The sequence below is a fragment of the Sphaerisporangium melleum genome (assembly GCF_014646695.1).
GTDB lineage: Bacteria > Actinomycetota > Actinomycetes > Streptosporangiales > Streptosporangiaceae > Sphaerisporangium > Sphaerisporangium melleum.
On the sequence record NZ_BMNT01000001.1, the window covers coordinates 54,109 to 71,876 of the forward strand.

Genomic DNA, 17,768 nt, shown 5'->3' on the forward strand with positions numbered 1-17,768 from the left:
GGGCGATCGGGGCGGCGTCCACAACGCGGCCGTCCCGGCAGCCAGCCCGAACGTCGCCCACGGGAGGCTCACCCAGATTCAGCGGTCGGGAAGTGCTGCCACACCTCACCGCCGTGCTCGCGGTCCATAGTCAACGCCTGTTCCCAGGTCTTGGTGAACTGGTAGTAGGAGTTCCGGGCATCGCCGGTGGCCACGTTCTCGACGTGGCGGCGGGCGTCTTCGCGGGCGCGCTCAGCAGCTTGCTCAGCGAACCACTCGACGATCTCTTCAGCCGTGGCGTCCCAGATGATGATGGTGTCCGTGCTGGAGCAGAAGATCGCGAGATGGCCGTCAGGCTGACGGATGATCTGGTTGCCCATGCGGACTCCGAAGCTAGGGGGTTGGGTCAGGGCGTCCGGCCAGTCGCCGATTACCGGCCGGACACCCTGAGACGAACTCGGCCCGGCCGCTCCAGCATGGTCGTGGACACGCGGGAAGCCGGGCCGAAGAACAGTGGGCGCTACTCCGTGGGAAGTGCGCCGATCGTCACCAGCGAGAACGAGTCACTCAGGTACTCGGCACTGAACGGCAGCCCCTTGGCCTCGGCCATACGGATCACCATCTCCGTACCGTAGGTGTGGACGACGGCCCGCACCGGGGAGCCGGTCTTGAGGCGCTGCCACATCCGGCCCAGCGTGAAGCCCGTGAAGAACGGGACGTCCATCCCGTCCTCGAACGGCGGTTCATCCTCGCCGTCCCCGTCGAGGTAGTGGTCCGGGTTGTAGCGGGGAACGAAGCTCACGCGGCACCCACCCCGATCGGCTTTAGCGTGCCGGTGTCGGCGATGCGGCGCGTGGCGCGGTCCCAGATGTAGCCCTCACCCTTGGGGGTGACGCGCGGGGTGTGGTTGACGTACACCTTGCCGGTCTCGGGGTCCTCGTGCTCGGACTCCTTCTCCCGCATGTAGCCGTTGTCGATGGCGAACGAGGTCACCCGGTTCTTGCGGACCGTGTTCTTGTTCTTGATAAGCAGGCCCAGTTCACGGCAGAAGTCCCAGACCTCCTGGTGGAGGATCTTGACGCCGCACTCGTCCTTCGCCCACGCCTTGAGCTTGTTCGCCAGGTCGCCGACGGTCATCATGCCGTCCGCCGCGCGGTGGTGGTCCGCCTGCGCGGCCCGCGTCTCCATGGCCGCGGCTTCGTCCTCGGCGGCGTGACGGCCGGCAGCTTCGATCATGCGGCCCTGGCGCTCAGCCTCGATCTGGACGGCCTGCTCATCGATCTTCGCCAAGGCTGCGCCGAACATCTCATGGAACCGCTTGAGCGCCCTGACGTCCGAAAGGTCGACGACGCCGGCCGACTCCGATCCGGCAGACGGAGCGGAAGCCTGCTCGGCAAGTTCCTGCTTCCGAGTCTGCTCAGCGAAGTAGGTCTGCGCCTTTGCGATCGCTTCCTTGCGAGGATCGCCGTTGATCGCAGTGAGGTAGGCGCCGTGGCGGGAGAGGCGGTAGTCGTCGAGGACACGCTTCTGGCCGCGGGCGTTCGTTGTGATCTTGCCGGAGGCGGCAAAGTGATCTTCGACCCTCTGCCCACTGTTCCTGCACGCCACCATCGCCCGCTCGATCGAGTCCGCGAACCGCCGCCACTGGTCGTACTCCATGATCGGCTGAAGGTCACGGGCAGACCAGAACTCGCCGTCATTGTCGACCTGGCGGATCTCATCGAACGGCGACACCTCGGCCACGTCGCCGAACAACTCCAGCTCGGTGAACTCAGGGACCTGACCAGCGGGGTCATCCGGGAAGGGGCTAGGGTTGCCCATGTCGATCTCCTGTCAGAGAGGTTGATCGGCCGCCCGGCAGTCGTTAGAGCGACTGTCGGGCATTCTCATTTCGATGCGCCTTACGAAAATCCTAGCATTCCGGACCTATTTAGCACGCCTCCGCGAAGGCTCATAGAGAAGGCATCCCAACCAGCATCCTTGCAGGTCATTGCATCTACCTGCACATGTGCCCGGATGTGCCTGAATGAGCCTTCTCTGTCGATCGCTGTGAATCTCTGTGAGTCTCAGTGAATTAACGTGAAGCGCGCCGATCCTCGCCGAAACTCGCTGATTCTCGGCGAAACTCTGCCATCCTCGGCGATCCTGGCTCATCCTGAGGAGTTAGGCGATTTGTGGCAGCCCGTCCCCGTGGTCCTGTTCAGAGTCGGGCTGTGCTCATCGTCGGCTCTCCGGCCGGCCCCAGAGTCAGCGCATCTCGTCGCTGACCTTCGACCAGTCGTGAACCTCGCCGGGCTGGCAGAAGTCGATCCGGTACTCGAACCCGGGAGGGTCGAGCTTGTCGGCGGCCGAGCGGAATAGGCGGGCGAGGCGGAGCCTGATCACAGGGCCTTCTGGGAGAGCGCGGCAGGCCGGTCATAGCTGAAGATCAGCCGGTCACCTTCAGGGCTCACCTGGATGTACCGGGGCATGGCCACAGCCACCAGGCAAAGCACCAGAACGCTGCCCGCCCACACCGCGACATGGGCCCGCCATCCGGCGTCAAACCCGAGGAGCGCGAGGTTCAGCAGCCCAAAGAAGCCGGCCAACGCTATGACGGCGACTAGGGATACCAGCATGACGAAGGCCACCTGGATCACGATCACGCGGCTGTCTCCTTCGGCAGGAGCCGGCGCAGGGCGTCGCCCTGGAACACCAGGACCTGGCCGTCGCCTTGATGGGCGAGGACTCTCCACGGGCCTGCTGCGACGTTCACCGGGTGGGCGCCACGCCAGCGGCGCATCCAGGCGGCGACCTCGGCGACGTTCGCGGCGGTCAGCTTCGACGGCATCTCAGCCCTCCGCGCGTGCGCTGATCTGATAGCGGGCGAAGGACTCTTTGTGGGCGATCAGCGGCCGAATCTCTCCGCACGCCGCGCAGTACTGACTCAACTTCTCGATCTTGTTGAACGGCTCCCCGCCCGCTGCGGTGAACGGGTGAGGGACCTCGCGGGCATCGGCCATCGTGCCGCTGATACCCAGTCGCGCGCGGACCGCTGAGCTCGCCATGTGGAGGTCGATCCATACCGGATCGGTGATCTGACCGGCCGCGACCTTCTGGTCTATTCGCGCCCAGTCGAACGGCAGTCGATCCTCCGGATCACCCTCGGGTTGCACGGGCTCCACGGGAACCAGCTTGCAGATCGAATACCGCCGGTTCGGGCGGCTCTCCGCCAGGAGCCGCCACTGGTCGTACGCCCTGGCATAGTCGGTGTCCACGGGGTCGGGGCCGTGCACGCAGAAGGACGGGTAGCCGCCGTTGCCGTCGGATTCAATGACCGCGTAGCCGAGCATGTCGGGGAAGGTCACCGGTCAGCCCTCCGAGCCGAACAGGTCGCGCTCCAGGTCCTCGACCCGGCGGCGGCGCTGCTCCTCCCGGGCTTTCTTCGCCCGCTCCGTGGTCCGCATGTGCTTGGCCCACTTGGCTTCGTTCTTCGGGGCGAGCAGCTCGTGGTTGACCGCCACGAAAGCGACCGCGACCAGAACGAGCAGGAGCGCGATACCGAAGGGCCGCCAGTCGCCGAACCAGATAGCGGCAGCCGTACAGACCACGGCCGCGGCGACGGACCAGATGGACCACTTCGAAAGCTTGCTGCTGGCCTTCTGGACGACCTCACGCTCGATGTCGGTGAGCTTCTCATCCACGTTCGTTCTCCGGGGGGTGAGGGGTGGTGCGGTCCCGGCGCCCCTTAGGCACACCCCCCGGAATGCCAGGAGGGACGCCGGGGACCGCACCCGGGGAGGGCTCTACGTCGGCTCTGGGGAAGGGCCGGCGGAGCACCGCACGCCCCTGGCGGACGAAACCCAGGGCGTGCGACCGAGGAAACTTCAGGCGACCTCGGAATCCGGCTTGTATCGCATCTCGACCTCGATGCGAGCGAGGACCCGGTAGTCGTAGACGTTGTACCGGCCGATCGTGCCGATGGGCTGAACGCGGTCCCGATTCCGAGAGATCCAGGATCGGACGGTGCCGGCGGGAACGCCCAGCCGTGCCGCGGCCTGTGATGGGGTGACGACGTCTTCGGGGGCGATCTCGGGGTCCATGGAGCACCCCCAGAAACGCCGAATGCCCCCAGGTGAGGACCTGAGGGCATATGTCTGCAGGCGGTAGCGTTGCAGATTTTCGGATCTTTGGCAATTCGGCGCGCGAATCAGCCGCGAATGAAGCCGTTCACGACCATCGGCAGGGACGCATCGAGCCCTGCCATGTTGAGTACGCCGGCGTCGGTGGGGTCCCCAATGGAGTAGCCGCCCGGGGTGAGGGTGGCCACAACAACCCGGGAGTTCGCGTTGATGCCGCTCCGGTAGGCGGCGAGTGCCTGCGAGGGGTGCTGGCGGCCGGCCCAGGTCTCGTTGTCGGTCAACACGAGGAACCCGTCCACGTCGAGCCGCTCGCGGGCCGCCCACAGGAACGGCAGCGACAGGTCGGTGCCGCCGCCGGAGGGCCTCCAGGAGGCGATCTCGCGCAGGTTGGTGCGCGGGGTCACCTTCGAGGTGTGGACGGAGGTGTCGACGTCGATGACGTGGACGTTACCCTTCTCGATGCGGGCCATTATGGCCGCCATGGCGCAGCCGACCTCGTACGGGGAGCCGAGCGGGGAGCCGCCCACGACGATGCCACCGCCCCACGACATCGACCCGGATGAGTCGACGGCGACCAGGAGTCGCTTCCCGGACGGTTCGACGGCGCCGAAGGCGAGCTCGTAGGTCTCCTCCAGGGCGTCGAGGATCGCGGGGACGGGCTGCCACGTGTGGGCGTCGGCTCGCGGGTTGGGCTGGCTGCGGCCGGAGGCGTAGACGCGCATGGCGAGCCAGGCGTCCATGGGGTGGATGCGGGCCCGGTGGATCGCCTCGGCGTTGGTCAGTCGGGCGACCGCACGGCGGGTTGCGTCGCCCATAGGCTTGAGCGTGCCGATGCGGGTCATGCGGGACAGGTTCCGGACGAGCGCCGTCATGCCCACCGTGTCCACGAGGGCGTCCCACACCTTGGCCTCGCGGAGCATCGCGTCGGGAAGGAACTCCCACGGGACTCGGGCTTCGGTGACCACGCGGACCGCCTGGTCGACCGTGGTGACGGCCTTGGCGGTGAGGAACCGGTCCACGGCGGGCAGCTCGTCGCGGGCCTCGTCGTCGGAGATGTTCCCGGCGATCCACCCGAACAGCGTCTTGCGCTGGTCGCCGTCGGCGGACGGGTGGGCGATGCGGAGCACGTCGCGCAGGTTGAACGCCTCGCCCTGCGGGGTCTTGCGCTGGCGGGCCTTGCACACTCGGAACGCCACGTCGTCCGGGGAGCCGTCGAGGAACCACGAGCCGAGCGCCGTACGGAGGCTGCGGCCGACGACGGGGGCGGAGCCGCGGCCGGTCGCCTTGCCGCCGAGGTTCTTGTAGTAGCCGAAGAACATCGCCAGGTGGTCGGTGGTGCGGGCCACCTTCGACAGGGCGGTCTTCGTGGCCTGCCGGGTGTCGGCGTCGCCCTTGGCGTAGGCGGCGGCGAGAGCGAACAGCGCCGGCCGGTTCTTCGGCGCCCGCGGCGGGCGTGCCGTCGAGACGTCGACGAGCAACGCGACGACGCGCGAACCGTCCTCGGTGATGGCCTTGAACAGCACGTCGGCGTTGTCGGCGGTCAGCTTGTCCTCGCCGACGTAGTACGTTCCGCCCGAGGTGCCGAGGATCAGGAAGTCCTCCAGGCGCGTCCAGGTGTCCTTGGCGTACGCGTAGCCGCCGGCCGCGTTCTTCACCTGGTCGGCGCGGCCGGGAATGCGCTGGGTCTGCAGGGTCGCGATCGTGGAAACGGATGCGAGAGGGTCACGAGCCATGCCGGCCTCCAAGGGTTCGACCCGCCGTGCGGCGGATGTGGGGAGTGGGAGAGCGGATGTGGTGGTGTCTGCCGGTGTTTAAGCCGGCGTCCTGGGCCGCTAGACGACGTCCCGCGTGAGTGCAGGGCGACAGGATTCGAACCTGCGTACCCGGCGCCCGATAACCGACGGACTTCGACCCGCTCTCCCCTGCCCGTCAGTCCTGTCGGTGGTACGGATGTGGTGTACCGACCGGGTTTTGCCCTGCCAATTGGGCGACGGGTCGCGAACGGCCCGACAGGATTCGAACCTGCATTCACCAGCGAGTGATAACCGATCGAGATTCGACCCGTACCGCCGACAGGACTGACGAGCGATCAGGTCTGGAACCGGCACGGATGTGGGCGCGCCCACCGGCCTTTTGGCGCTCTGCCAACTGAGCTACACAGGCGAACCTGTGACGGGACTTGAACCCGCGACAACCCCATTAACAGTGGATAACCGACGAGACTTCGACCCGTGCCGGCACCAGACCTGACCAGTTCACCGGGCCGGGAGCCGACACGGATGTGTGGATGGCCACCGGCGGCATCCGATTCGAAGAGATAACCGATGTCCTTCGACCCGTGTCCGCTCCGAGCCCGATGAACTGCATGCAACGCTACCGCGCTCAGCGTTCGCGAGGTAGCGATTATCGGCGGGCGCGGAAATGGTGACACAATCCGCGCCAGGCTTTCATGTCACGCCGCTTTCCGGGCCCGATAGGCACGCTGTGCCGCGGTGTGGGCGCACGACCGGGAGCAGTACGCCGCGTCCCGACGTGGGCGGGCACGGCCCCGGCCGCCGTCCTGCCACGTGAACGTACGACCGCACCCATCGAGCGCACACGTCTTCTCAGCGGGGACCTCGCCGTGCCCATTGCAGGTCGGGCACCGGGCGGTCATGCTCGCCCGCTCTTCAGGCCGTAGTCGGGGAACGGGGTGGGGACGCGTTCGGCTGCCGCGGCCATCCGGGCGAGCCGGGCCGCGGGCTTGGCGCCGTCCACGCGGGCGTTGTACTCGTCCAGGGTCATCACCACAGGGCCGCCGCGCGCCTCCCCGCAGGACGGGTTGCGGCACTCGACGCGGTCTTCACCTTCGAGCTGGGCGAGGGTCTTGGCGTGGCACTGGTGGCAGCGCAGATCCCTGGGCATCCAGCGGGGTTTGACCCGGGTCTTGGTGGCCGCTTCGAGGCGGGAGTGCCAGCCCAGCACGCCCGTTCCGAAGCCTTCGGCGAGGTCGGGGTGGGCGAGGATGGCGTCCAGGTGGCCGGTCAGCCACGCCACCGCCGACGTGAGCGCGGGCGCGGACACTCCGCGGTACGGTTTCGCCGGCCAGCCCTGTGACTCCCGGTAGGACTGCTCCCACACGGCGAGCCATTCCAGGAGCTCGTCTTGGTCGTCGTGCTTGGGGGAAGGGGACGCCGGCTCCGGGGAGGACGACACCCGCTCTTGGGCGCTGCCGGTGCCGTAGCCGTCTCCGGCGGCGAGGTGCAGGGCCATCAGCTCGTCCAGGTCGGCCAGGGCCGAGCGGACCGCCGCGGCGTCGTTGCCGCACCAGAGCGGCTCGCCCGTCCATGGGCGGCGCGTCGGCTCCGCGGGACGCTCAGGCTCGGTGCCGAGGTCTGCGTGGGGGTTGTCGGCGAGGCGCTTGGCGCGTGCTTCGAGGACGGCCTGCCACACGTCCACGGCGCGGTGGTAGGCGTCCCACTCGTCTCGGAAGCGAGAGTTGCAGCGACCTGGACAAATGTGCTCGGACAACGCGGCCTCCCCTAGCCTCTACGATTTCGACCAGGGCCGCGATCTCTTCGGGGGGATATGCGGACAGTTGTGGGAGGTGGGACGGCTCTTCGCTGGCGGGCGGGGAGCCGTTTCGCGTCTCTACGGAGACAAGCACCCGGCGGGCTCGGCGCATTCCTCGCCCAGCAGGACTCTCGCCAGGTGGGTGCGCTGCTCCGGGGTGAGGCGTACCGGCCAGACGGCGGGCAGCAGCAGGACGTCGCCGCCGGGTAGGCGCACGACGTCCACAGGGAGACGGGGTGGGGAGGAGATCATCGCCTGCTCATTGTCTCAGGCGTCCCCAACAGCAGCAGCCCGCTACTCCGGCCAGCCGTCAAGGCTGAACGTCCGACCGGTCCGGTACGCCTGGATGCCGGCGCGGACGTAGGTGACGATCTGCTGCGGAAGGTTGGCGGGGTCGAACCACGCGATCCGCGCGCACTTGTGCGGCTCGGCGTTGACCGGCTCCCCCGACCACTGTGACGCGGTGAAGAACATGCCGAGGCGGGCCTGCCCGTCGGGGTCTGCATGGTGGCAGGCGTGGGCGAACACCAGGTCATCCTTGTCGATCACGACACCAAGTTCTTCCAGCGCTTCGCGAGCTGCGCCAGCGGGGAGGGATTCACCCTCGTCGAGGCACCCGCCGGGGACCGACCAGTAGCCGTCAGCGAAGCCGGTGTTGGCGCGCTGGAGCAGCAGCACCTTGCCGTCTTGGACGAGAATGAGGTGCACGCCGACGTGCGGGCGGAACACCTGGCCGGCTGGCTCTGCCACGACGCCAACCTACCTCAGGGCGGGCCGTCGGAGAGCTGGGCGGCGCCGGTAGGTTCCGGCGCCGCCCAGTGGCATAGTTGCCTGCTGGTCAGGCGCGAGCGGGCCGAGGGATGAGTGCGGCGATGCGGTCGGCCAGCTCGGCCGGGGTGCGGCCATCGGTGGGCATCAGGCAAGCGGTCGGGTCGGTGCGGGCGATCTCGTCGTAGTGGTCCTGAAGCCGCTCAAGCAGGCCCCGGTCGGCCATGAGGTCCCGGTCGCTCTGCGTCTGGTCGGGCTTGGCCGCGAGGCGACGCGTGAGGACGTCCAGGTCGGTTCGCAGGTACACCGTCAGGTTCGGGGTGGTGAGGTAGCCGGTGTAGGGGGCGATGGTCTCGGCCACGGTCTTGTTGTCCAGACGGTGGACGGCGGCGTGGTTGGCGATGACGGAGTTGACGTACCGGTCGGCCACCGCGTGCCCGGTGGTGAGGGCGGCACGGGCCAGGTCGGAGGCGTGGAGCGCTCCGGCGAAGTAGAACGCGAGCTGGGGGAACGCGCGGGCATGGGCGTTGATGTACGGCTGGAGGTCGCTGACCGGGGCCGGCACGGTGTGGAAGTGGGCGCAGCCGAGCCGTGCGGCGAGCAGCGCGGCGACGGTCGACTTCCCTGAGCCGCTGATGCCTTCCAAGACCACGAACGTCCCCCGTCGTGGGGTGTCGGCCGGCTGGTAGGCCTCAGGCAGGACGTGGCCGGGGCTGCGGGGTGCGGTGGTGGTCACTGCAGGGTCCCTTCGGTGAAGGCGTCCAGGTGGGCGGAGACCGCCGACAGGAACGCGGCCGGGTCGCCGGTGTGGGGGGTGACGTCCAGGCGCAGGTCGGTACGCAGCAGGCAGGGTGCGAGGGTCCCGGCCGAGTCCAGGCGCAACGCCCAGAACCCCTCGACACACCGGGACCGGGCTGGGCAGGTGCCGCACTGGCCGGTGTGGTGGCGGCCAAGGGATGCGTCGATGACCTCGATGGTCATTGGGCCGCGGGCACCGGGGACGGTGAACACCCGCCTTCCCTGCCCGGTGCCGGAGGTCACCACCTGCTCGTCGGTGGCGATGGACCGCAGATGCGCGGCGATGTCGCCCGAGGGGACCTTCCCGCCGCCGAGGCCGGCGTTGTGGTCGGTGCCGACGAGCTCGATGATTTGCAGGCCGATGCCGAGGTGGCGGGCGTAGCCGATGATGTCCATCACCTCGTGGGCGTTCAGCTCCTGGAGCAGCAGGTTGAGCTCCACGGTGGGGATGGCGTCGATGGCGGCCTCGATCCCGGCCTTGATCTTGTCGATGTCACCCGTTTTGCCTTCGGCGATCGTGGCGATCGAGGCGTCGCTGAAGTAGTGCAGCGACACCTTGATCCGGTCCAAGGTGGTGGCGGCCAGCCACGGCAGGTCCCGGGTGAGAGTCAGGCCATTAGTGATGAGCGTGGTCGTGTACTCGTCCGGCCGGTGGGCGGGGATGCCCTCCAGGACCGGCCGGGCGGCCGGGGACAGCAACGGTTCACCACCGGTGAAGAACACCCGGCGGATCCCGGCCGCGGTCATCGTGTTGATCGCGGTCAGGTAGTCGCCGGGGGTCATGACGCGGGGCCGGGGCTGCACGGCCCGGTTGTGGTGGGTGATCCGGGGCGGCACCTCGCCTTCGTTGTGGCAGAACCAGCAGCCGAGCTGACAGCGGGCCGTGAAAGACACCCGGAGCTGACCGCCGCGGCGGGCGAAGTCCGCGCCGGCGCCCGGGAAACCGGGGGTCGGGATGTCGATGAGCGTCATAGGGCTCACCTCTGGGGTTTGCCGGCCTGGTGTGGGCCGGGGTGTCGGGTGGGTCTCCGACACGGTCCGCCGAGGTGCGTTGGCGCATCAATGTCACAGTGAGCGAGGCAATGTCACCAAGACAATGTTGTGAGCGTGGCGGTGGCGCTACTGTCGGTGCAACGTTGTTCGCGCCGGAGGTCCCTCATGGCCACGATGAGCCGAGCACAACGGGCGCAGATCCACCACCGCGCTCAGGAAATCCGCCGTACGAGCCAGCGAGACGGCATGGACGTCCCCACGATCTGCCGGGCGATCCTTCAGGAGCTGCCGGAGCTGCTGCCGCTTGAGGCGCGGAGGCTGGCCTTCGGCTGGTCCCGCCAGCAGGCAATCGACCGCATAGCGGCGCTGTGTGAGCAGGACGGTCAGGACAAGCCGCGGCTGAACTCGTCGATGCTGTGCAAGTGGGAGCACGGGGTGGTGCTGCCGAGTGTGGAGTACTGGGCGGTGTTGTCCAGGGTGTACGGAGTGTCGCCTGCTGAGCTGGGGTTACAGGCACCGAAGCGCCGCGCGGCGCCTGGTACCACCCGGCCGCGCACCGTTACGGTCACTGGCGACGCCGACACCGGGGGGGAACCTGTGCGCCGCCGTGAGCTGCTGACCGCCACCAGCCTGATCGTGCCTCTGTCGCTACTCCAGCGGGTCGAGGACGCTCTGGCTGCACCACCTGACCCTCTGCGGCCTGAGAGTCTGCGGCAGGTGCGGGTGCGGTTGCAGCAGGCGCACCATCTCAACGACGTCGCCGCACTCAACGCACTGGTGGCCGCCTTCCCCGCCTTGCTCGCGTCAGCGCGGGAGATGGCCTACCGGACCGACACACCAGCGGGGTATTCGCTGCTGTCGGAGTGCTACGTGCTGATGGTCAGAACCTTCAACAAGATCGGGCACGGGTCAGCGGCACGGCTGGCGGTGGAACGGGCGCTGCTCATCGCCGAGCGTTCCGGAGATCCGGCGATGATCGGCTCGGCGTCCCGTCTGATGGGGATGCTCCTGCGTAAGGAGCGGCGCTTCGGCCCGGCCGCGAGGGTGATGGAGCGGGGCATCAGCGACCTCGAAGCGGCCAAGCTGCGCACCTCGCAGCAGGCGCAGACCTACCTGCGGCTGCACTGCGCTCTGGCGTACACCATGGCGTGGGCAGGCAAAGAGCGGGAGGCGGTGGACCGCATCGGCGAGGTCGAGCGCATCGCCGGCCGCCTGTCGTCTCTCGCCGGGCCGGGGATGGGCGTACCCGGTGTCCGGCTCTACAGGGCCAACATCCACTACGCGCTCGGCGACCCCGAGCAGGCCCTGCACCTCGCGGAGGAGTTGAGGCCACAGATGTTCCCCACACCTGAGCGGCGAGCGAGGTACCGGACGGACGTCGCGCGCTCGGCGTGGGCGGCGGACAGGCCGGAGGAGACGGCGCGGGCGTTGCTGGGCGCCATCGCCGACGCGCCTGGAGAGGTGTTGGAACGGCCCGGGAACCGGCGGATCGCTGGGGACCTCGTCACCCATTACCCGCGGGTGGCCGGCGCCCGGGAACTCGCCGCGGCGATCGGCCGGCCGTAGGAACACGAAACCCGGGCGACCCGCCGTCCGGCGGGCTCCCGGGTTCACTTCACAGGGCTACTGCCCGGCGCGGAGGATACGTCTTTGAGCGCCCCTTTGGGGAGGGTGACACAAGGAAGGCCAGGCGCGGGGTGCTCACCGTGGGCTCACCGCGTCTCTATAGCTGGCGTCCCACCAAACCATCGCCTCCCCCTCTTCCATCTCCGGGATCTCCTCGTCCGGAACGTCAACCACCGTCCACGAGTCCGGGATCCAGGCAGGGGACAGGATGGCGTCGAGCCCAGCAAGCTCGGCAAGGGCGCCGACCTGGGTCGAGGTCACAACGGGCCCATCGACTGCGAATCGGCGGCTTCTGCCGGCGATTCGCTTCGCTTGAGCTGCCACGAGAAGGGAGACCGCCCATCCGATGGCCTCCATTCCAGGAAGGTCGATGACGATCCGGGTGTCGCTCATGGGCGCCAACTCTCCTGATAGCCCTCGTGGTCGGAGTGCACCGTGGCGGCAGCCTTCACGAGCTCCCCGAGTACGGGCAGCATCGCGGCCAGGTAGTCGTCCTCACGTCGCAGCGCCTTGAGGCGAACGTCCGGGAACCCGGGGCCGTCCCATGTTCCGGTCTGCTCCTGGCGTTCCAAATCGGCACTCAGCTCCTCGGCCGCCGCAGCATGGGCTTCCTTGGAGCGGAGTAGGCGCTCGTATTGATCGAGGAGCTTTCGCTTGGCTTCGACGTCGCGGAGCACGTGAGCTGGGTCGTGGCGAGCGACGTGCGGTGCCATGTGCCCCGGGACGTCTATACCTCGCCACTCGTCCGCAGTCACCGGCACCCCAAGACGGCGCTCATTCTCGGCAACGTGCGGCTCTGGCGGCCAGCACAGCACGACCTCGCCGTGATCGCCCAGTCGCCACCCATCGTTCGCGTGCTCACAGGCTTGCCGCGCTAGGCGCTCGTCCTCGTCGAGACGGGCGCGGATGAACGCCACAAGGGCGTCTGTGTCGATCTCGTCAGTGCGGGACATGGACACCATCCTCCCGCTCACCGACCACACGCACGGCCAGGCGTACAACCCGCCCCTTGCCTCGCTGCTCCTCAACGTCCGTGCCGTACGGGAAGCACATCGACAGCATCCCGCGAACCGGCCAGATCATTATCGGAGTGTCCTCTCCAGTCCGGAGCCAGCCCCAGTGGGTGCCATCCGGGGCGTCGTGCTCGACCTCGCGGGCTTCGACCTCGACGATCGGGTCACGCAGCCCGTGAGCTTCGACATAGCGCCGGTCGCCGAGATGGTAGAACGTCCCGCCCCTGTCGTGGGCGTACATGCGCCAAGTCTGCTCAGGCATCGACGTCTCCGGTCCGGCTGTCGATCCACCAGGTCAGGGTGTCCCGCAGTTCTGTCACCTGCGCGAGGTCGAGGACGAGTGTCGCCTCTCCCTGCGCCTGGCCCTGGTAGGTCGCCGGGTCTTCTTTGGCGAAGAGGCGGAGGAACTCCACCGGCCGGCCGGGGTCGTCGATGCTGCCGCGGGCGTCGGGGTGGCAGTGGTCGGGGATGCCGCACATCAGCAGCGCACCCCCGCGAGGATCATCGGACGTGGGGTTGATGTGGGAGCCGCGGTACACGAGCGGGGACGGCTGGTCGTCGCCGTCCAGGGCGAGGAACGTCGCGTAGATCGACATGGCTACGCCTCCCGGGCGCCGAACTTGCGGGGCAGCCAGTTTGATCCGGAGTGCGCGACCTGGCGGCGGCCGTGTCGCCAGCCGCGGACCTTCGGTGTTCGCCGTGGCGGGCCGGCGGGTACGGGCTGCTTGTCGACCAGCGTCCCGCCGAACCACCGCCGCTCCGCGGGGACATCTTCGACCCAGGCGACACGGTGCGGCTTGTCGTAGATCTCGTACAGGATGGGGTCCCCAGGGTGGCATTCCAGCGTCCAGATGCCGTCCCGTGTGTCTCCGGACCCGTAGGCCAGGTAGACGATGCACGTCACCGTGCCGTCGGCCTCGCGGCGCATCCAGCACGCCGTGACGCCGGCGTCGAAGATGCGGCGGAAGCCCCGCCGGCGCGGATGCCACGGGCGGGGACGGCGCTTACCCACGACGAGCACTCCACTCCTCGATCAGGGTGACCTGCGTCTCCAGGGGGAGCTAGTCTTCGAAGCGGGTGGGAAGTGTGGGCGGTCTCATCGGGCAAGGCCTCCGATCCGGCGGACGATGCGAACAGCGTCCTCCCCGGCCCGCTGGCCGGCGAGCGCCCACTCCACCGGGTCTACGGCGAGGATCTCCTGGGCGATCTCCTTGGCGACCTTGCGGCGTTCGTCGGCCCTGATGCGGGCCTCCTCGGCTGATGGTGCGGTGAGCCGGTCCGTCATGCGTTCCATCTCGACGCGGACCCGGTTCACCAGGGCTATCAGCTCGACCAGGAACATCTGCTCTGTCATCCGGCCCTGACGCACTGTCTCCCGTAGGTCGGTGATGTCCTGGGAGGTGACGGGTCCGTCGGTCATCCGGTCACCTCCTGGGCGTACACGGTGGGCAGAGGAGTAGGGCCGTCGTACTGGCGGCACGTGCACGGCGCCGTCTTATAGGCGACCGGGTCGCCCATATAGTCCCACTTGCTTTCCTGCTGGACGGTGCCATGGCACGTTCCTGAGGCCGGGTCGTGGAAGGCGAGCCCATGGCCGCAGCCACAGACCGGCTTCGGGGGCCGCAGGGTGCTTCGCCGGGCGGGCAGAAGCCGGCCCAGCACGAGGCCGGCGGCGACCAGGGCGCCGCCGGTCAGCATCTCAACCAGCATCGGGGACCTCCAAGGCGGGGACCGCGAACACCTCGGGGTGGGCGGCCTTCCAGTCGATCCAGCGCTTCATAGGTTCGTCGCAGATGGTGTGGATGCGGTCCATCACCTGAACGAGCGTCAGCGGGGCGCGCCAGTTCTTGACGTCGTGCTCGCCGCCGCGCAAGTTCGGCCAGACGGGCACCCAGAAGGGGCCGTGCTCCCACGAGTCACGCCGGTAGGACCAGTCGCCTTCGGCCCACTTGTGGAAGATCACCGTCTTGGCGTCGGTGTCGAACGGCCTCTGCGAGAGCTTCGCCTTGTACCAGTCGTTGAACCAGTGCTCGCGGTACTCCTCGATGAACGAAGCGAGCTGCTGCGCTTCCAGGTCGGTGGGGCGGGCCGCGGACTCGCGGTCGAAGCATGCCGTGTACCGCCAGCCGGGGTAGGCGCTGGTCACCGGGATGCGTAACGCGGTCAGCGGGTCGTCCCGATCCGCGTCGTACGGCCAGTCCGCTGCGTCGGTGCTGCTTGACATCAGGGTGCGATCCCTTCATCCCAGCCGTAGGTCTCCGGGCCGTCCTCGCCATCGCAGGCGGCAGCCACCAATGTCCGGTACTGCTCAGACTCGCCTTGAGTCTCGTACTCGTACGGGTCGCCGTTGCAGTCGATGGCGGACTCGGTCACCATCGGGCAGCCAGTCAGGGCCCGCACCATCTGATCGATCGTCCACGCCTTGTGGTGGTCGCCGTCGACGCTGCCGTACTCGACGGCGATCTTCAGTGCGCGGGCGATCCGGTCTGAGCCGCCGGCGTCGGCTGCTTGGACGATCGCGGTGTCAACGTCCATCGGGCACCTCCTGGGCGTCCTGGAGCAGCCGGTAGCCGGTCGCGGTGGGGCGGAACCGGTCCAGTCGGATGCGGGAACGACGCGGCGGCTTTGAGTGCAGGTGGCGGGCGCCGGGGTGGATGTACGCCTCGACGGTGGCGTGGGTGTCGTCGACCTCGACGACGCGGACCTTGCGGCCGGTCGACCGTGGATCGTTGTCGCCCCACACCTGCCCGACGCGGACGGAGGTCTTCGGCGCGGATGAGTCGAGCGGTGCTCCGAGGGTGAACACCTGCTCGGCGTACTCCAGCGCCGTCCGCCACGTCATCGGCTCATCGGGGTTGGCGGCTGGAAACCAGCGCCGGCCTCGGATGGCGCCGTTGGTGTCGTCTCGGACGATCGCCTCGTAGGCGTCGCCCCGGCGGACGACCAGGACAGTTCCGTCTTCCGGTTCGGTGAGGGTGAGGGACAGGTTGTCCCTGGGGTTCGCCATGAGTCAGTCCTCCTTGGGGTCGGGCAGCAGGAAGGTGAGGCGGTTGGCCATGTCGAGCTCGCCGGCCAAGCGTGCGACCTCTCCGGCATCCGAGACGAGGTTCCGGGCTGCTCCGCCGTATGTGCCTCGCGTGGGGTCACGGTCCAGGTCGGCGACCATCAGCGCGGCCCGCCGCTGCACCTCCGCCAGGGCGGCGCGGAGGTTGCGCGCGGTCGCGTCCCGCTCACCGGTGAAGCCTGACACGCGCAAGTCGCCGATTCCGGCCATCGCTCTGTTCTCCGTTCAGGGGGTTGAGGGGCGGTTAGAAGAACTCGTAGTCAGCGAAGGGCACGCCACGCTCGGCGCGGAACGACACTGCCCTGCGGGGCCAAAGGTGCCCTTCTCCGGCAGCCGCAGCGTCGGCGGGCCGCTTGGTCGCGTCGGACATCAACTCCTCGACGGCCTTCTCCAGCCCGTGCTCGGCGCGGATGACGACGCCGGGCTTGGACAGGAACTCGTGCCATGCTTCGACCCTGACGAGCCCGAGGTCACGGTGGGCGCGGAACAGAAACTCCTTGCCGGCGACGTGCTTGCCGATGTGGAGCCCCTCCTCGTCCTCGGGCGTCTCGGACGTGAACGCGTAGTAGTTGACGCTCATCTCGGTTCTCCAGGGGAGTCGAGGTTCAGCAGGCGAGGGTTAGGCGGGATGATTTGTCGGTGGCAGTCGATAGGTTGATCTCGTGTCCCCCCAGATCATCCGCCAGGGCTTTCGCGTTGAGCTCGCTCCGACCCTCGCTCAGAGGGCTCGACTCGGCCAGCACGCCGGCCTGTCGCGGGTAGTGGAGAACTTTTGTCTCGAGAAGGTGAAGGCCGCGCTCGAGCAGCGGGAGGCGGAGAAGACCTACGGCGTCGCAGACAAGGACCTGACTCCGGTCCCGTGGTCGGCTCCCGCGCTCGAGCGGTTGTGGCGTCTGGAGCACCGCGAGCGGTTCCCGTGGTTCGGCGAGGAGGGCTTGTCGTCGCGGGTACCGAAGGAGGCGTGCCGGGTTCGCGCTGCCGGGTTCAAGAACTTCTTCGACTCCAGATCCGGAAAGCGGGCGGGCCGCAAAGTCGGCTTCCCGGACTGGCGGAAGCGTAAGCACGGCTCGAGGTTCCGCTATGACGCCGACCGCGCCCGCCCCGTCTCGGCTCGAGTGGCCCAACTCCCCGGCGTCGGAAAGGTGGCGACGCTCGAGGACATGTCGTGGCTGACCGACCGCATCGCTGACGGTCGTGCTCGAGTCATCGGCTCCACCGTCCGCGAGCAGGCCGGACGTTGGTGGGTGTCGTTCCAACTCGAGATCGACCGGGCCGACGTCAACGAGCGCCGCACCGTCTCGAATGATGCGCCCGCGTGCGGGATCGATGTAGGCGTGAAGATCTTCGCCACCATCGTGGACGACGATGGCACCGTCAGCGAGATCCACGCACCCAAGCCGCTGAAGAGCGCTCTCCGCAAGCTGCGAAAAGCGAACAAGGCGGTGGCGCGTAAGCAGCGGGGCTCGAGCAACCGGGCCAAAGCGGCGAAGCGGCTCGGCAGGGTTCACCTCGAGGTCGCCAACCAGCGGGTTGACTTCCTGCACAAGACCACGACGATGCTCGCGAGAACCAAGCGGGCCATCGCCGTGGAGACCTTGAACGTCGCCGGGATGGTCAAGAACCGGCGGCTCGCTCGAGCCATCTCCGATCTGGGGTTCGGCGAGTTCTTCCGCCAGCTCGAGTACAAGACCCAGTGGTACGGCTCGAGGCTTCGGGCGGCCGACCGCTGGTTCCCGTCCTCGAGACTCTGCGGCGGCTGCGGTGCTGTCAACGGAGGCCTCACGCTCGCCGACCGGACGTGGACATGCGGGTGCGGTCTCGAGCACGACCGGGATGTGAACGCCGCCCGCAACC

General features: G+C 68.3%; 29 protein-coding genes and 1 tRNA gene. 2 read left to right on the forward strand and 28 right to left on the reverse strand.

Translation table 11 applies throughout. The features are described 5' to 3' along the window. Positions 1-68: 68 nt before the first annotated feature. From IEY93_RS00370 to IEY93_RS00445, 16 genes are all read right to left on the reverse strand, one after another. Positions 69-359 (reverse strand): hypothetical protein, encoded by a 291-nt coding sequence (locus IEY93_RS00370; RefSeq protein WP_189160885.1) that lies wholly within the window; start codon positions 357-359, stop codon positions 69-71. A 140-nt stretch (positions 360-499) separates the two neighbouring features. Further along, on the reverse strand, positions 500-781 hold the full coding sequence (locus IEY93_RS00375; RefSeq protein WP_189160886.1) for a hypothetical protein: 282 nt from the start codon (positions 779-781) through the stop codon (positions 500-502). After that, the gene (locus IEY93_RS00380) at positions 778-1,800 is read right to left on the reverse strand and encodes a phage antirepressor KilAC domain-containing protein (protein WP_189160887.1); all 1,023 of its coding nucleotides are present in this window, start codon (positions 1,798-1,800) and stop codon (positions 778-780) included. Before IEY93_RS00380 ends, IEY93_RS00375 begins: the two co-directional genes overlap by 4 nt. Before the next feature lie 426 nt (positions 1,801-2,226). Continuing rightward, the gene (locus IEY93_RS00385) at positions 2,227-2,364 is read right to left on the reverse strand and encodes a hypothetical protein (protein ID WP_189160888.1); all 138 of its coding nucleotides are present in this window, start codon (positions 2,362-2,364) and stop codon (positions 2,227-2,229) included. Next, complete coding sequence (locus IEY93_RS00390; protein WP_189160889.1) at positions 2,361-2,624, reverse strand: hypothetical protein; 264 nt, start codon at positions 2,622-2,624, stop codon at positions 2,361-2,363. The genes IEY93_RS00385 and IEY93_RS00390 overlap by 4 nt, the downstream gene beginning before the upstream one ends. Further along, positions 2,621-2,809 carry a hypothetical protein gene (locus tag IEY93_RS00395; protein WP_189160890.1) on the reverse strand — a complete coding sequence of 63 codons (189 nt, stop codon included), beginning with the start codon at positions 2,807-2,809 and terminating at the stop codon, positions 2,621-2,623. Before IEY93_RS00395 ends, IEY93_RS00390 begins: the two co-directional genes overlap by 4 nt. A gap of 1 nt (position 2,810) precedes the next feature. Next, on the reverse strand, positions 2,811-3,326 hold the full coding sequence (locus tag IEY93_RS00400; RefSeq protein ID WP_189160891.1) for a hypothetical protein: 516 nt from the start codon (positions 3,324-3,326) through the stop codon (positions 2,811-2,813). A gap of 3 nt (positions 3,327-3,329) precedes the next feature. Next, positions 3,330-3,662 (reverse strand): hypothetical protein, encoded by a 333-nt coding sequence (locus tag IEY93_RS00405; RefSeq protein ID WP_189160892.1) that lies wholly within the window; start codon positions 3,660-3,662, stop codon positions 3,330-3,332. Between the two features lie 183 nt (positions 3,663-3,845). After that, entirely contained in the window at positions 3,846-4,061 is a 216-nt protein-coding gene (locus IEY93_RS00410; RefSeq protein ID WP_189160893.1) for a helix-turn-helix domain-containing protein, read from the reverse strand. 107 nt (positions 4,062-4,168) lie between these two features. Continuing rightward, positions 4,169-5,833 (reverse strand): TROVE domain-containing protein, encoded by a 1,665-nt coding sequence (locus IEY93_RS00415; RefSeq protein ID WP_189160894.1) that lies wholly within the window; start codon positions 5,831-5,833, stop codon positions 4,169-4,171. Between the two features lie 120 nt (positions 5,834-5,953). Continuing rightward, positions 5,954-6,026 (reverse strand) — tRNA-OTHER (locus tag IEY93_RS00420). Between the two features lie 726 nt (positions 6,027-6,752). Continuing rightward, positions 6,753-7,610, reverse strand: coding sequence for a cell division cycle-associated 7 family protein (locus IEY93_RS00425; protein ID WP_189160895.1), 858 nt, complete (start codon positions 7,608-7,610; stop codon positions 6,753-6,755). Positions 7,611-7,730: 120 nt separating this feature from the next. Beyond that, entirely contained in the window at positions 7,731-7,904 is a 174-nt protein-coding gene (locus IEY93_RS00430) for a hypothetical protein (protein ID WP_189160896.1), read from the reverse strand. A gap of 42 nt (positions 7,905-7,946) precedes the next feature. Beyond that, complete coding sequence (locus IEY93_RS00435) at positions 7,947-8,402, reverse strand: NUDIX hydrolase (RefSeq protein ID WP_229690741.1); 456 nt, start codon at positions 8,400-8,402, stop codon at positions 7,947-7,949. An 88-nt stretch (positions 8,403-8,490) separates the two neighbouring features. After that, a complete protein-coding gene (locus tag IEY93_RS00440) occupies positions 8,491-9,156 on the reverse strand; it encodes a dTMP kinase (protein WP_203967882.1) in 666 nt (221 codons plus the stop codon). Further along, positions 9,153-10,190: a radical SAM protein gene (locus IEY93_RS00445; protein ID WP_189160897.1), complete on the reverse strand. Its 1,038-nt coding sequence runs from the start codon at positions 10,188-10,190 to the stop codon at positions 9,153-9,155. The genes IEY93_RS00440 and IEY93_RS00445 overlap by 4 nt, the downstream gene beginning before the upstream one ends. Before the next feature lie 195 nt (positions 10,191-10,385). Here IEY93_RS00445 and IEY93_RS00450 point away from each other — a divergent pair, with 195 nt between their 5' ends. Then, on the forward strand, positions 10,386-11,777 hold the full coding sequence (locus tag IEY93_RS00450; RefSeq protein WP_189160898.1) for a transcriptional regulator: 1,392 nt from the start codon (positions 10,386-10,388) through the stop codon (positions 11,775-11,777). Between the two features lie 135 nt (positions 11,778-11,912). Here IEY93_RS00450 and IEY93_RS00455 read toward each other — a convergent pair whose 3' ends face one another. The 12 genes from IEY93_RS00455 to IEY93_RS00510 all read right to left on the reverse strand — a co-directional run bounded on the left by IEY93_RS00455 (position 11,913) and on the right by IEY93_RS00510 (position 16,494). Continuing rightward, positions 11,913-12,230: a hypothetical protein gene (locus tag IEY93_RS00455; RefSeq protein WP_189160899.1), complete on the reverse strand. Its 318-nt coding sequence runs from the start codon at positions 12,228-12,230 to the stop codon at positions 11,913-11,915. After that, entirely contained in the window at positions 12,227-12,790 is a 564-nt protein-coding gene (locus IEY93_RS00460; protein WP_189160900.1) for a DUF6221 family protein, read from the reverse strand. The genes IEY93_RS00455 and IEY93_RS00460 overlap by 4 nt, the downstream gene beginning before the upstream one ends. Beyond that, positions 12,777-13,112: a hypothetical protein gene (locus tag IEY93_RS00465; protein WP_189160901.1), complete on the reverse strand. Its 336-nt coding sequence runs from the start codon at positions 13,110-13,112 to the stop codon at positions 12,777-12,779. Before IEY93_RS00465 ends, IEY93_RS00460 begins: the two co-directional genes overlap by 14 nt. Then, positions 13,105-13,446 carry a hypothetical protein gene (locus IEY93_RS00470; RefSeq protein WP_189160902.1) on the reverse strand — a complete coding sequence of 114 codons (342 nt, stop codon included), beginning with the start codon at positions 13,444-13,446 and terminating at the stop codon, positions 13,105-13,107. Before IEY93_RS00470 ends, IEY93_RS00465 begins: the two co-directional genes overlap by 8 nt. A gap of 2 nt (positions 13,447-13,448) precedes the next feature. Further along, positions 13,449-13,871: a hypothetical protein gene (locus IEY93_RS00475; protein ID WP_189160903.1), complete on the reverse strand. Its 423-nt coding sequence runs from the start codon at positions 13,869-13,871 to the stop codon at positions 13,449-13,451. Positions 13,872-13,946: 75 nt separating this feature from the next. Beyond that, the gene (locus IEY93_RS00480; protein WP_189160904.1) at positions 13,947-14,270 is read right to left on the reverse strand and encodes a hypothetical protein; all 324 of its coding nucleotides are present in this window, start codon (positions 14,268-14,270) and stop codon (positions 13,947-13,949) included. Further along, positions 14,267-14,560: a hypothetical protein gene (locus IEY93_RS00485; RefSeq protein WP_189160905.1), complete on the reverse strand. Its 294-nt coding sequence runs from the start codon at positions 14,558-14,560 to the stop codon at positions 14,267-14,269. The genes IEY93_RS00480 and IEY93_RS00485 overlap by 4 nt, the downstream gene beginning before the upstream one ends. Next, complete coding sequence (locus IEY93_RS00490) at positions 14,550-15,074, reverse strand: hypothetical protein (RefSeq protein ID WP_189160906.1); 525 nt, start codon at positions 15,072-15,074, stop codon at positions 14,550-14,552. The genes IEY93_RS00485 and IEY93_RS00490 overlap by 11 nt, the downstream gene beginning before the upstream one ends. Next, the gene (locus IEY93_RS00495) at positions 15,074-15,385 is read right to left on the reverse strand and encodes a hypothetical protein (RefSeq protein WP_189160907.1); all 312 of its coding nucleotides are present in this window, start codon (positions 15,383-15,385) and stop codon (positions 15,074-15,076) included. The genes IEY93_RS00490 and IEY93_RS00495 overlap by 1 nt, the downstream gene beginning before the upstream one ends. Beyond that, positions 15,375-15,857 (reverse strand): hypothetical protein, encoded by a 483-nt coding sequence (locus IEY93_RS00500; protein WP_189160908.1) that lies wholly within the window; start codon positions 15,855-15,857, stop codon positions 15,375-15,377. Before IEY93_RS00500 ends, IEY93_RS00495 begins: the two co-directional genes overlap by 11 nt. Before the next feature lie 3 nt (positions 15,858-15,860). Then, positions 15,861-16,106, reverse strand: a complete 246-nt coding sequence (locus IEY93_RS00505; RefSeq protein WP_189160909.1) for a hypothetical protein — start codon at positions 16,104-16,106, stop codon at positions 15,861-15,863. 52 nt (positions 16,107-16,158) lie between these two features. Then, on the reverse strand, positions 16,159-16,494 hold the full coding sequence (locus IEY93_RS00510; RefSeq protein ID WP_189160910.1) for a hypothetical protein: 336 nt from the start codon (positions 16,492-16,494) through the stop codon (positions 16,159-16,161). An 82-nt stretch (positions 16,495-16,576) separates the two neighbouring features. On the opposite strand from IEY93_RS00510, the gene IEY93_RS00515 reads away from it, so the two are divergent. Further along, on the forward strand, positions 16,577-17,768 hold a 1,192-nt coding region (locus IEY93_RS00515; protein WP_229690742.1), incomplete at its 3' end, for an RNA-guided endonuclease InsQ/TnpB family protein.